Annotated in this window: 12 protein-coding genes; 6 read left to right on the forward strand and 6 right to left on the reverse strand. The window is 32.5% G+C overall.

From position 1 onward, the window contains the following. Positions 1-94: 94 nt before the first annotated feature. The 4 genes from dnaN to Q4512_RS10970 form a co-directional block, all read right to left on the reverse strand. Positions 95-1,213 (reverse strand): DNA polymerase III subunit beta, encoded by a 1,119-nt coding sequence (gene dnaN / locus Q4512_RS10955; RefSeq protein WP_303424369.1) that lies wholly within the window; start codon positions 1,211-1,213, stop codon positions 95-97. A 129-nt stretch (positions 1,214-1,342) separates the two neighbouring features. Then, entirely contained in the window at positions 1,343-3,733 is a 2,391-nt protein-coding gene (gene gldG / locus Q4512_RS10960; protein WP_303424371.1) for a gliding motility-associated ABC transporter substrate-binding protein GldG, read from the reverse strand. Between the two features lie 81 nt (positions 3,734-3,814). Continuing rightward, complete coding sequence (locus Q4512_RS10965; RefSeq protein ID WP_303424373.1) at positions 3,815-4,111, reverse strand: putative quinol monooxygenase; 297 nt, start codon at positions 4,109-4,111, stop codon at positions 3,815-3,817. 39 nt (positions 4,112-4,150) lie between these two features. Beyond that, positions 4,151-4,987: an S-adenosyl-l-methionine hydroxide adenosyltransferase family protein gene (locus tag Q4512_RS10970; protein ID WP_303424375.1), complete on the reverse strand. Its 837-nt coding sequence runs from the start codon at positions 4,985-4,987 to the stop codon at positions 4,151-4,153. A 123-nt stretch (positions 4,988-5,110) separates the two neighbouring features. On the opposite strand from Q4512_RS10970, the gene Q4512_RS10975 reads away from it, so the two are divergent. Next, on the forward strand, positions 5,111-6,067 hold the full coding sequence (locus Q4512_RS10975; RefSeq protein WP_303424377.1) for a PhoH family protein: 957 nt from the start codon (positions 5,111-5,113) through the stop codon (positions 6,065-6,067). Positions 6,068-6,253: 186 nt separating this feature from the next. Further along, positions 6,254-7,204, forward strand: a complete 951-nt coding sequence (locus tag Q4512_RS10980; protein WP_303424379.1) for a phosphoribosylaminoimidazolesuccinocarboxamide synthase — start codon at positions 6,254-6,256, stop codon at positions 7,202-7,204. 57 nt (positions 7,205-7,261) lie between these two features. Here Q4512_RS10980 and Q4512_RS10985 read toward each other — a convergent pair whose 3' ends face one another. Then, positions 7,262-8,527 (reverse strand): nuclear transport factor 2 family protein, encoded by a 1,266-nt coding sequence (locus Q4512_RS10985; RefSeq protein ID WP_303424381.1) that lies wholly within the window; start codon positions 8,525-8,527, stop codon positions 7,262-7,264. A 100-nt stretch (positions 8,528-8,627) separates the two neighbouring features. Here Q4512_RS10985 and Q4512_RS10990 point away from each other — a divergent pair, with 100 nt between their 5' ends. Then, positions 8,628-10,001 (forward strand): sodium:alanine symporter family protein, encoded by a 1,374-nt coding sequence (locus tag Q4512_RS10990; protein ID WP_303424382.1) that lies wholly within the window; start codon positions 8,628-8,630, stop codon positions 9,999-10,001. Here Q4512_RS10990 and Q4512_RS10995 read toward each other — a convergent pair. Then, the gene (locus Q4512_RS10995) at positions 9,998-10,918 is read right to left on the reverse strand and encodes an AraC family transcriptional regulator N-terminal domain-containing protein (RefSeq protein WP_303424384.1); all 921 of its coding nucleotides are present in this window, start codon (positions 10,916-10,918) and stop codon (positions 9,998-10,000) included. The genes Q4512_RS10990 and Q4512_RS10995 overlap by 4 nt on opposite strands. Positions 10,919-11,090: 172 nt before the next feature. Here Q4512_RS10995 and Q4512_RS11000 point away from each other — a divergent pair, with 172 nt between their 5' ends. The 3 genes from Q4512_RS11000 (at position 11,091) to Q4512_RS11010 (ending at position 13,598) form a co-directional block, all read left to right on the forward strand. Beyond that, positions 11,091-12,590: an aldehyde dehydrogenase family protein gene (locus Q4512_RS11000; RefSeq protein WP_303424386.1), complete on the forward strand. Its 1,500-nt coding sequence runs from the start codon at positions 11,091-11,093 to the stop codon at positions 12,588-12,590. 69 nt (positions 12,591-12,659) lie between these two features. Beyond that, positions 12,660-13,013 (forward strand): DUF779 domain-containing protein, encoded by a 354-nt coding sequence (locus Q4512_RS11005; RefSeq protein ID WP_303424388.1) that lies wholly within the window; start codon positions 12,660-12,662, stop codon positions 13,011-13,013. 165 nt (positions 13,014-13,178) lie between these two features. Beyond that, positions 13,179-13,598 carry a terminase gpP N-terminus-related DNA-binding protein gene (locus Q4512_RS11010; RefSeq protein ID WP_303424389.1) on the forward strand — a complete coding sequence of 140 codons (420 nt, stop codon included), beginning with the start codon at positions 13,179-13,181 and terminating at the stop codon, positions 13,596-13,598. Positions 13,599-13,698: the final 100 nt, after the last annotated feature.

Genomic DNA, 13,698 nt, shown 5'->3' on the forward strand with positions numbered 1-13,698 from the left:
TACTACCGTTTTAGAAAGAGAATTTGAAAATATGGTGTTAAAAAAAAAGCAATTCCGAAGAATTGCTTTTTAATTATATTAATAAAGTAAAAATCTAGCTATTAAGCATCACTGGCATTACAAGCATAGTTACTTGTTCTCCTTCGTCTAATCCATCCACAGGAGTTAAAATTCCTGCTCTATTTGGTAAACTCATTTCTAACTGTACTTCATCGGAAGTTAAGTTATTAAGCATTTCTGTTAAAAAACGCGAGTTAAAACCAATTTGCATATCGTCTCCTTGGTAATCACAAGTTAAACGTTCTTCTGCTTTGTTCGAGTAATCAATATCTTCAGCAGATATGTTTAATTCTGCTCCAGCAATTTTTAAGCGTATTTGGTGTGTTGTTTTGTTAGAGAAAATACTAACACGACGCACAGAGTTTAAAAATTGTGTTCTGTCGATACTTAATTTATTCGGGTTTTCTTTAGGAATTACCGCTTCGTAGTTAGGATATTTTCCATCAATTAATCTACAAACTAATTCGGTATTCTCAAAAGTGAATTTTGCATTAGAATCGTTATACTCAATAGTTACATTATCATCACTAGCAGCTAAAATTCCTTTTAAAAGATTTAAAGGTTTTTTAGGCATAATAAACTCTGCAACTTGGCTCGCTTTTACATCCTCGCGAGTGTATTTAACTAATTTGTGTGCATCTGTTGCAACAAAGGTTAAACCTTCGGTAGAGAACTGAAAAAAGACACCACTCATTACTGGTCGTAAATCATCATTTCCTGCAGCAAAAATGGTTTTGCTAATAGCAGTAGCTAAAATATCGCCAGAAATAGTTGTAGAACTTGGGTTTTCTAAAGCTACTGCTTTAGGAAACTCTGCACCATCGGCATATGCTAATGCATACTTACCATGGTTAGAGCTAATTTCTATCGTGTTATTTTCTTCTACAACAAAAGTTAACGGTTGCTCCGGAAAAGTCTTTAAAGTGTCTAAAAGTAAACGCGCAGGAACTGCAACACTACCTTCGTTATCACTTTCTACATCTAGCTTAGAAGACATGGTCGTTTCTAAATCACTTGCAGAAACTGTAAGTTCGTTATGATTTAATTCGAATAGAAAATTATCTAAAATCGGTAAAGTGTTCGAGCTGTTAATTACACCTCCAAGAACTTGTAGTTGTTTTAGTAAATAGGTACTGGATACTATAAATTTCATGTATATAATACGTTAATTCGTTTCAATATTGAATAGATACAAATATATCTTAAACCTAGTGAAAAAGGAAAGAAACTTATTAACAACTTGTTTCCTTGAAAAAGGGGATTTCAGGTCGCATTTAAGTTGCTATTTTGCATATTTTTTTCTTCGGAAATAATTAAAAATAAATCCGAAAACGCCTAATAAAACTAATGGTGACAGGATGTTTACTAATTGCCATTTTGTTTTTTCGGATGCTACTTTTTTCGGATCTAAAAATGCAACCGCTATTTCTTTTGTACGAATGTTTATAAGTCCATCGTCGTCTAATAGGTAATTTACAGCATTTAGTAGAAATTCTTTGTTTCCGTATGTTTGTCCAGACCATTTATCGAAACCAAGTTCTTGTGGTCCATTTCTACCTACATCGTTTTTAATAAGGTCTCCATCTGCAATAACAATCATTTTAGTTGGTATGCTGGTGTTTATTTCTTCGGAAATTGGAAAAGGTTTAACCCTATTATTGTACACCGAAGTGAATGCACCTTCTAACAATATTGCAAGATTTTGACTGCCTTTATTATATTGTTTTGGGTCTGGTTCTTTTTGCGTCATTTCTAAACTAACCTCTCTTGGGGTGCCATCTAATTTGGTCAATACCGAACTTTTTAAAAGAATCGTTTTATCGATATTATTTTTTAAGGTATCTATTTGGTTTGCAAAATCAAATTTTACTAGATTTAAATTGTTGGTTATTGCGTGTTTACTTTCTGCATTTACTAATGGCGAATAATACCATGGTAATTGTTGAAATTGCGATTGGCTACCTTCTCCTGAAGCTAAAGTAATGGGAGCAGAGTAGAGGTCGTTTATTAAAATTGGGTTAATACGAACGCCATATTTAAAAAAGAAATCGGTAAGGTTTAAATCTCTTGCAACGGCAACCCCTTTTCCAGAAGGGTTGTATAAACTGTCTTTTTCGATAGCAACAGCGTCTAACAACCATAAACTTTTTCCACCTTTCATGGTAAATTGATCTAGTACAAGTTTTTCTTTTTCGGTAAAAGCTTCTGTAGGTTTTGCTGAAATAATTAAATCAAAATCATTTAGTGCTTTCGATGTTTTTTGCGGACTACTAGCTACGCTGTCTAAAGTAAAAGGAGCAATAAAATAATAATCACCAATGGTTTTTACAAAATCGAAAATGTATTTGTCTTCTAATTGATTATTTCCTCGAAGAATAGCAACTTTACGTTTTTTAGGATTTATAAGTTTGCTAAAACCATCGGCAAAAGCATATTCTAAATGTTGTACGGAGTTCGTTACTAGCTCTTGTTGTGTAGCTCCAATTTTAGTTTTTACCAATGGAATTTTAACCGTCACACCATCATGACTCGCTAATGCCCAAGGAAAAATTACTGCTTGGCTAGATTTGCCACTTTCTTGAACCGTTAATTGCATGGGGATTAAACCTCTATCATTAAGTTGTTGCATGGTACGTTCGCGAGTAGCTTCGTTTGCAATAGGATTTATAAAACTGAATTTTATGTTTGGGTTTTCTGCTTCAAATTCTTCAAGAAGTTGTTTGGTTTCTGCTTGTAGTCTTCTAAATTCTGTTGGGAAATCTTCGCCTTCTAAAAATACATCTATTAATATTGGGGAATCTACTTTATCTATAATTTGTAAAGCAGCATCACTAATAGTATAGCGTTTATCTTGTGTTAAATCATAACGTTGGTATAAACCACTAGAGGCAGAAAAGATATTAAAAACCAAAAGCCCTAATGGCAATAAAATAAGAATCAAATAGTCCTTTTTTATAAGAGGTTTTGTTTGAATGTTTCTTGCTGTAAATAGAATAAATATAAGGGTTACACTTAAAAAATATACAATATCTCTAGTGTCTAAAACACCACGACTCATACTTTTAAAATGAGCACTCATGCCTAATTGTTCTATTAAAGTACTAGACATAAAATCTGCTATACCTTGAAAACCAATATAAAAAAGCAAGCACAAAAACACAGCGCTTATAAAGGCAACAATTTGATTGTCTGTTATACTAGACGCAAATAATCCAATTGCAGTGTATGCTGCAACTAAAAATAGTAATCCAAAATAGGAACCAAGTGTACTACCAGTATCAAGATTTCCTTGCGGATTACCAAGTTGGTTAACAGTGTATACATAAAGAAGTGTAGGTAAAAGGGCCATTAAAATTAATACAAATGCACCAAAATATTTACCAAGTACAATGTTTAAATTGCTAATGGGTTTGGTGAGTAAAAGTTCTAAGGTTCCTTGTTTTTTCTCGTCGCTAAAACTACGCATCGTCACTGCAGGAATAAGAAAAATAAGAATCCAAGGAGCAAGTAAAAAGAAAGAAGATAAGTCTGCAAAACCATTATCTAGAATATTAAATTCTCCTTTAAACAACCATAGAAATAAACCATTTAGCAATAAAAATATTGCAATCACCAAATACCCTATTGGTGAAGCGAAGAAGGCGTTTATTTCTTTTTTGAGTATTGCTAGCATACTTTGTTTATGTATTTTCTTTATGTATTATCTGTTTATCTAGAACAGTATTTTTTTTGCTCACTGCTCACTGCTCACTGCTTACTTAAGCGAAGCTAATTTATCCACACTCCAAGCTTCTGGTTTTCCGTTAAACATTGGTTTTGTTTTTGCCCAGATACCTTTAAATAATTCCGAGTTTCTATAATTTTCTAAATCGGCTTCAGTTTCCCAATAACTATAGGTGAAAAATATATGGTCTTGTTGCTTGTCTCTATATAATTCTAAAAAACGACAGCCTTTAAAGTTTCGTATATTTTCTTTCTTCTCCTTGAAGTTTTTTAAAAATTCTTCAATTCTTGATGGATCAAAACTCATTTTTACAATACGTACAAACATAGATGTGTCTTATTTTTCTTCCGCGAAAGCGTAAACGGATTAAACTTTATTAATATTAATGGTTACCGTATCTCTAAGTTTTAAACCCATTAATGTCGATGCGCTACCAACGGTTTGTGTATTACTTTTATACAATGCGATTTCTAAATAATTAGAAGAATTAAAGACCACAACACCACGTCCTTCATCGTGTCTTTTTTCTTCAGGAGTATCAAAATTAATAATATCGCTATATTTTTTATGAATGGTTTTAAACTTGTAATTTCTAGCAGAAATTTCAAAACCACGTCCTTTTTGTATTTCTTCAAAAAACGACTTTCTTATATTAGTTACCACATTACCATAATTATCAATATAGATAATGCTTCCTATAATTTGTGTCTTTTCGTCGTTTACAAAAGGATGAATGTTTTTAATAGGTTTTATATCTTTTATCGGTTTTCCAATCACTTCTAAAGTACCACCACGCGCCATATGTGTTGCTACTTTTACAAACACATCTAAAACAGGAAAACTAGTTATTATTTTATCATGAATATTAATTTCTACAATTTTTTCTGGAGCAATTTCTGCACAAATCATACTCATAATACCATTATTGGCACATATAAAATAGTGACCATCTAACTTTACGGCAATATGTTTGTTTTCTGGGTTTATTTCTGCATCAATACCAATAACATGAATGGTACCTTCTGGAAAACTACTATACGCATTTTGAATAATATATGCAGCTTCTGGAATATTAAAAGGAGAAACAGAATGTGAGATATCAACAATTCTAACATCAGGCATTTCACTATAAATAGCGCCTTTTATCGCGCCAGCAAAGTGATCTTTCTCCCCAAAGTCTGTCGTTAAAGTTATTATTGCCATGAATTATTGTTGATATTTTTTTAACATAATACACCTTAAAATTGTTTAAGTTTGTTTAGCTTTCTAATTGGATAACAAATCTAATAAAATGGAACAGATTAATATAATTAAATCGATGCGCTTTTGAATGAATTAATACTTGAACTTGAAGAAATTACTCCAAAAGAATTTTTTGGAGCTGGAAACGAAAATATTAAACTATTAAAAAAGTACTTTCCTAAATTAAAAATTGTTGCTCGAGGCAACCAAATTAAAGCTTACGGAGAAGAGGAGCTTTTAGATGAGTTCGATAGGAGGCTTACCATGTTAATGCAGCATTTTGGCAAATACAATAAGTTAGACGAGAACGTTATTGAACGTGTATTAACTAGCAATACTAGTGACGACTATGCTACAAGTACAAAAAGCGGAGAAGCTATTGTTCATGGTGTAAACGGAAAAATTATTAAAGCACAAACTGCAAACCAACGTAAATTGGTGGAGCTTATGCATAAAAATGATATGGTTTTTGCTATTGGTCCAGCTGGAACTGGTAAAACTTATACAGGCGTTGCATTAGCTGTAAAAGCGTTAAAAAACAAAGAAGTAAGACGAATTATTCTAACACGTCCAGCGGTAGAAGCTGGTGAAAATCTAGGATTTCTTCCTGGTGATTTAAAAGAAAAATTAGATCCATATATGCAACCTCTTTACGATGCATTGCGAGATATGATTGCTCCAGAAAAGTTAGCACATTACATAGAAAATGGAACCATTCAAATTGCACCTTTAGCATTTATGCGTGGTCGTACCTTAGATAATGCATTTGTAATTTTAGACGAAGGTCAAAATACCACACATGCACAAATGAAAATGTTTTTAACCAGAATGGGAAAGAACGCAAAATTTCTTTTAACAGGAGATCCCGGACAAATAGATTTGCCACGTCGTACCGTTTCCGGACTTAAAGAAGCCTTGTTGGTTTTAAAAGATATTGAAGGTATTGGTATGATTTTCTTAGACGATAAAGATGTGGTTCGTCATAAATTAGTTAAAAAAGTAATTGCCGCATATAGAAATATTGAAAATATAGAAGCTTAATTTTTTTAGTAGCCAGGAACCTGCTTTCCGTTATATCTTTTTATGTTGCTCCTCGATACAAATTTGCAAAAAAGCAAATGTGCTCGAACCAACATAAAAAGGATGCCACTGCAATCAGGGCTAAAAAAGCATTACGTAAAATAAAAACACAAAAGGCTATCGCTATTGGCCAAAAGCATACAAATAATGAGTAACACAATTATAGATACTAACTTTAATTTTCCAAATCAAAAAAGCCTTTACAAGGGAAAAGTAAGAGCCGTTTACAATATCGATGATAAAGAATTGGTAATGATTGCAACAGACAGACTTTCTGCGTTCGATGTTGTGATGCCTAAAGGAATACCATATAAAGGGCAAATACTAAACCAGATAGCAACTAGTATGATGAAAGCTACCGAAGATGTAGTGCCAAATTGGTTAACCGCTACGCCAGATCCAAACGTAGCTGTTGGTCATTTATGCGAACCTTTTAAAGTAGAAATGGTAATTCGTGGTTATATGTCTGGTCATGCAGCAAGAGAATATAAAGCTGGAAAGCGTATGCTTTGTGGTGTAACCATGCCAGAAGGAATGCAAGAAAACGATAAATTTCCTAATCCAATTATTACGCCTGCAACCAAAGCAGAAATGGGAGATCATGACGAAGATATTTCTAGAGAAGACATTCTAGCAAAAGGAATAGTATCGGAAGCAGACTATCTTATATTAGAAGACTACACTAGAAAATTATTTCAAAGAGGAACGGAAATTGCTGCATCTCGCGGATTAATTTTGGTCGATACCAAATATGAATTTGGTAAAACAAAAGACGGGAAAATTGTTTTAATTGACGAAATTCATACACCAGATTCCTCGCGTTATTTTTATGCCGATGGCTACCAAGAAAGACAGGATAAAGGGGAAGCACAAAAACAACTGTCTAAAGAGTTTGTTCGCCAATGGTTAATTGCAAATGACTTTCAAGGATTAGAAGGGCAAACCGTTCCTGAAATGAGCGATGAGTACATTGAAACAGTTTCCGAAAGATATATTGAACTTTACGAGAACATCATGGGAGAGCCATTTGTAAAAGCAGATGTTTCTAATATTCAAAAACGAATTGAAAACAATGTTTTAGTGTATTTGGGAAAATAGGATTAATAATACTTATTAAAAAAAAAGACCTAGTTATTAGCTAGGTCTTTTTTATGCTTACTCTTTAGGATAGCGATTAATATCTTTATGTTGCCAAATAAGGTTTACAATTTGCCAGGTACCATCTAATTTCATGAGGTGTAGATATTCTACCCAATTATCTGAAACCAATTTTACATTTGCAATACGGTTGTAAATGTCAAGTATAGTTACCTTGTTATTTGGTGGATCTGGAAACATGGTATTCGATTTATTCCAAGAATTAGCAAATTCTATCATTTGTGCTTTTGTGGTTCTTCTGGAGTATTCCTTTTTAGTTGCTCTATCCCAGCCAATGGTAACTTTGTTTAGGCTATCATTCATAACCGTATTCATTAATTCTGGTTTTAATTGTTGTAAACCAATAAGGTAACCCAATGCTTTTTCTTTAATTTCTGTAGAATCTTTTTTGGTAGCTACTGTACTTAAAGTTGTTTTGGTATTAGAATATACAAATCGATCTCTTAAGAATTTCCCTTCGGTATCATAATAGTTAAGCTGTATATTATTACCAATACTATCATATACTTTTTCGCCAATTGAAAATTGCCATTGGTTCATTGTTAAATTGTTGTCCTTATCATGATATGTGTATTTTACATGATTTAGCATAGCATCATAAGTGTCTTGGTAAGAAGCAACACCAGCAGCGTTTTCGGTTGTTTCTAATTTATCATTTACATTGTAATGTCCTTTTGGTATGCCGTTTTCATCCACTTCTATACGTGTAGTACCAAATGCAAAATAAGGAGATACAGGAACCGCTTCGTTTTTAAGATTAAAGCGTTTTTCAATAATCCCATTTTTTGTTTTTGACCATTGGTAGGTAGCTATTTTCCAATTAGTTTCGGTTGCGTCATCCTCTAAATTATAAAATGCTAACTTATTTTTAAATCCTTTTGCATCATAAGAAAAGACTTCTTTATAAACATCTCGATCGTTTGTAATTCGTTTATTGTTTATGTCGAAAAAGATTCTGGTTTCCTTGTTATCTTCATAAGTAATAACCATTCTATACACACCAATAGAGGCAAGAGGGTGTTTCTTTTCGGTGTGATAATGGTTGTTAATAATTTCGGTGAGCCTTTCCGAAGCATCGTAAGTAAATTTATAATGTGATGTGTTTTGCGCTTCTTCTTTTGAGATAGGGTGAATTCCAGCAAGATCAATATAAGGTGATACATGGTTGTACCTTAAATGCCTGAAATGTTTTTCGGTAGTATTATTTTGTGCATGTAAAGAAAAGGCAAAGCAAAAAGCGAATAATAGTTTTAATAATTTCATGATTTTGATTTTGATTGATGAATAATAAAGGAACTAAATTACCTTTTTAAAATCTAAAAGTCAATTCGTTTCAATACATTTATAAAAAAAATAGAAGCCGTTGAAAATATTAGACCAATTTATTGCCGATTTTGCCTCCTTCGTTTGGGGACTTCCATTACTAATATTATTAATAGGAGGTGGGTTGTATCTACTTTTTTTGTCTAAATTCCTTCCATTTCGTTACTTAGGGCATGCCATTCAAGTGCTTCGTGGTAAATATGACAATAAAGAAGATGCTGGAGAAATCACCCATTTTCAAGCCTTAACTACGGCATTATCATCTACCATTGGAATGGGAAATATTGCTGGAGTTGCTGTGGCAATTTCTATTGGAGGACCAGGAGCTGTTTTCTGGATGTGGATTAGTGCTATTATTGGTATGTCTACCAAATTCTTTACTTCTAGCTTAGCAATCATGTACCGAGGAAAAGATAGTAAAGGCAATACTCAAGGTGGACCCATGTACTTTATTACCGAAGGTTTAGGAAAACACTGGAAGCCTTTGGCAGTGTTTTTTAGTCTTTGCGGATTAATAGGTGCATTACCCGTTTTTAATGTGAATCAGTTAACGCAAGCTATTAATGATATTGTTTTAAAACCAAATGGTGTTGCTGTTAATTTTACTTCTAATTTAATAATAGGTCTTATTCTAGTAACTATAACTTCGGTAGTTATTTTAGGAGGTTTAAACCGAATAAGTAAAGTGGCATCTAAGTTAGTGCCATCTATGGTATTGCTATATTTTGTGCTGATTCTTATTATTTTATTCGCTAATGCGGAAGTAGTTCCAACCTATTTCAAGCTTATTTTTACAGATGCTTTTGCTGCCGAAAATTATAAAGGAGATGCTTTTTTGGGTGGACTTTTAGGTGGATTAATTATTTTAGGAATTCGTCGTGGTGCATTTTCTAACGAAGCAGGTATTGGTACAGCACCTTTAGCACATGGAGCAGCAAAAACCAACGAGCCAATTCGTGAAGGTTTAGTCGCTATGTTAGGTCCTGCAATTGATACTTTAATTGTTTGTACACTAACCGCTTTGGCAATATTAGTTACTGGTGTTTGGCAAACTACCGAAGCAAATGGCGTGAGTTTAACAGCAAATGCTTTTGGAGCAGCTATGCCAACTTTTGGCAGGTATTTATTACTTGTTTGTATTGTGGTTTTTAGTGTCTCTTCTTTGTTTTCGTATGCATACTATGGCGGAAAATGTTTATCGTTTTTAATAGGAGACAAAAACAAACATTACTATAATTATTTCTATATTTTAAGTATCCTTCTTGGAGCAACAACCTCTTTGGCTTTAATGATTAATTTAATTGATGGTGTGTTTGCCTTAATGGCAATACCAACCATGACAGCAACTTTAATTTTAGCGCCAAAAGTAGTAAAAGAAGCGAAAGCGTATTTTAAAAGAATGAAGCACAGTTAAGACTTATTTATAGATGCCTTAAATTGTTGCGGAGTCATCATTTCCATTTTTTTGAATTGTCTGTTAAAATAACTCGTATTATTAAACCCAGATTTAAATGCAATTTCCGACATTCTAAAATCTTTAGATTGTTTAATAAGTTTCTTTGAAAATTTAATCTTTTCCGAATTTATATAATCAATAGGAGAGATGCCTAATGTGTTTTTAAACTGTTTATGAAAATGCGAAGTGCTCATGTATGCTTTCTTGGCTAAAACATCTACAGATATGTCTTTGTTAGTTAAATTATCTTTAATAAATTTAATAACTGTTCCAATTCTGGTGTCGTTAAAAATTTGATGTGGATCGTTTATTATTAAAGATTTGGCCTTTGTTTGTAGGAGTCTAACAATGAGTTCTTGAATCATTAAATCTAATAATACATCTTTAGATTTATTGTTGTTGGTAAAAGTGTAGGTAAGTCTTTCAATTAAATGGTTAACATCTGTATTGTTTATTAAATGTGAAGTAGTTTCGTCTAAATCCCAAGTATTGTTTTCATTTTCAATAGCTACTTGCTGATTAAATTTTTCAACAACCTCTTCAATTTTAAATGCGTCAATACCTAAGGCTAAACATTGTGTCGGATTTTCTTTTGTTGCCATAGGAAAATCAATAACCATTTCTTTGTTGGTTGGCATCACAACCGATTCGCCAGGAAAAAAATCAAAAGCTTCAAAACCATCAATATGCATAATCTTCTTTCCAGCAAGCATACTTGCTATAATAGGAAAGTTAAACGTTAGCGATACTTTTTCCGCGAAAGCGTGTGTTTCAAATATATTAAGCTCTGCATAATCCGCATTATACGTAGTTCTATTTTCCACCAAAGTGGTGAGTTTTCTATTGTTTCTATGTTGACTTATTATGGACTTCATACTCAATATTACAAAATTTCAATTCATAATTATCTAAATAATAGATATGTTCTAAACTATGATAAATATGTTCAAGTTAATTAGAATATGATAAAATAACTTTATCAAAAATAAAGATAATGTATTTTTTGAATTAATAAATTATCTAATTACTAATTTAACATTAAATAAAATGAGTTATTCTAAACCACAATTTAAAGAAAAATATGGCAATTTTATTAACGGGAAATTTGTCGATCCTATAGGAGGTCAGTATTTTGAAAATACATCTCCAATAGATAATAGTTTAATAGCTAAATATCCAAGATCGCAAAAAGAAGATGTTGATCTAGCTTTAGATGCGGCAAATGCGGCAAAGGAAGCTTGGGGAAATACCTCAGCAACAGAACGTGCTACTTTGTTAAATAAAGTAGCAGATATTATTGAAGCAAATTTAGAAGAGTTTGCATTGGTAGAAACCTGTGATAATGGTAAGCCAATTCGGGAAACCTTAAATGCAGATATTCCTTTAGCAGTAGATCATTGGCGCTATTTTGCAGCTTGTATTCGCTCGGAAGAGGGAAGCGCAACCGAGTTAGACCAGAACACATTATCGATGAATATTAAGGAGCCATTAGGTGTTGTTGGTCAAATTATTCCATGGAATTTCCCATTATTAATGCTATCCTGGAAATTACCTCCAGCTTTAGTAACTGGTAACTGTGTGGTTTTAAAACCTGCAGAACAAACACCATCTTCTGCAACTTTACTAATGGAGAAAATAGCAGAAGTATTTCCTCCTGGAGTAGTAAATATTGTTCATGGTTTCGGACCAGAAGCTGGAAAACCTTTAGCGTCAAGTTCTCGTGTAGATAAAGTGGCTTTTACTGGAGAAACTACCACAGGACAATTAATTATGCAATATGCTTCAAAAAACTTAAATCCTGTAACGATGGAACTTGGTGGAAAATCGCCAAATGTATTCTTTAATTCGGTGATGGATCATGATGATGCATTTTTAGATAAAGCGATTGAAGGTGCTGTTTTATTTGCTTTTAATCAAGGGGAAGTTTGTACGTGCCCTTCTAGAATTTTAGTGCAAGAAGATATTTACGATGCTTTTATGGCACGTGTAATTGAAAGAACAAATGCCATCATACAATCCAGCCCATATGATGTAAATTGCATGGTTGGAGCACAAGCATCTAACGATCAATATGAGAAAATTCAATCGTATTTTAAAATCGGAACAGACGAAGGAGCTAAAGTACTTACAGGAGGAGAAGCGAATTCATTGGAAGGAAATTTAGCAAACGGATTTTATATCAAGCCAACATTATTAGAAGGCCATAATAAAATGAGAGTCTTTCAAGAAGAGATTTTTGGCCCTGTAGCTTGTGTTACCAAGTTTAAAGATGAAGCGGAAGCTATAGAAATCGCTAACGATACACTTTACGGATTGGGAGCTGGAGTTTGGACGCGCGATGCACACCAATTATACCAAATACCAAGAGCTATTAAAGCTGGTCGTGTTTGGGTAAATTGTTACCATGCATATCCTGCACATGCTCCATTTGGAGGTTATAAAAAATCTGGATTTGGTAGAGAAAACCATGTGATGATGTTAAACTACTATCGTCAAACTAAAAACATGTTAATTTCTTACGATAAAAATAAATTAGGTTTCTTTTAGTAGTAGATTAATAGCAAAAATAAGGCTGGATTTATTAAAATTCAGCCTTTATAATTTATACCTTTAAATATGGAAAGAATTGCAATAACAGAAAAAGCGGCAAAGGTTTTAGAACAATTAAAAATTAAACATGGGGAATTAATCTTCCATCAAAGTGGTGGTTGTTGCGATGGCTCTGCACCAATGGTTTTTGAAAAAGGAGATATGTATTTAGACGAAAGTGATATCCTTTTAGGAACTTTAAATAGCGTAAATTTTTATATGAATCAAGATCAATTTGAATACTGGAAGCATACACATTTAACTGTTGATATAACCGAAGGTAGAGGCGCAAGTTTCTCTTTAGAGATACCTTTAGGGCTACGTTTTTTAATCCATTCTAGATTATTAACACCAGAAGAAGAAGTTTTTTTTAATACTTAATATAGTTGCGTATTAGTTTTCTGTTTTTTCATTTTATTAAAATAAGCCCTTAAAATTATAAGTATTCATGATTTTTGGGCTTTTTTTATGATTAAACAATGATTTTTTAACATTTTAATAAAAATTAAGTTGCTAATTTAATATATTTATGCTAAATTAATATATATGAATATAGATTTGTGTCCAAATTGTGGTTCCGACCATTACATTAAAAGTGGAATTGTTAACGACAGACAACGTTATAAGTGCAAAAAATGTAATTACTTTTTCTCTGTAAATAAGATAGGGAAGAAGATAGATGATTATTACGTAAACAAATCATTGCAATTATATTTAGAAGGATTAACCTATCGGGAAATCGAACGTATTTTAGGTATTTCTCATGTAAGCATTATGAATTGGGTTAAAAAATACAATATTAAACGACCATATAATTCTAATTATCATCCAACATACAAGATTTTAAATGCTTTAGAGCTGGGAATATATTTTAGTAATTCTGAAAATATAAAAGGAGCAGGAGTTGTAGTTACTGAGTTAGGAGATAAATTTATGCTTATTAAATGGGAGCGTTTTAAAGATTAGTATACTAAATTAACAAATAGATATATTAATTTTTTGTTAACAGATTGTTTTTAAGAGCTTAGTGGTGCACACAAAACCAATTACTAACTAATCCTTTTAA

The organism is Oceanihabitans sp. 2_MG-2023 (assembly GCF_030547245.1).
GTDB lineage: Bacteria > Bacteroidota > Bacteroidia > Flavobacteriales > Flavobacteriaceae > Oceanihabitans.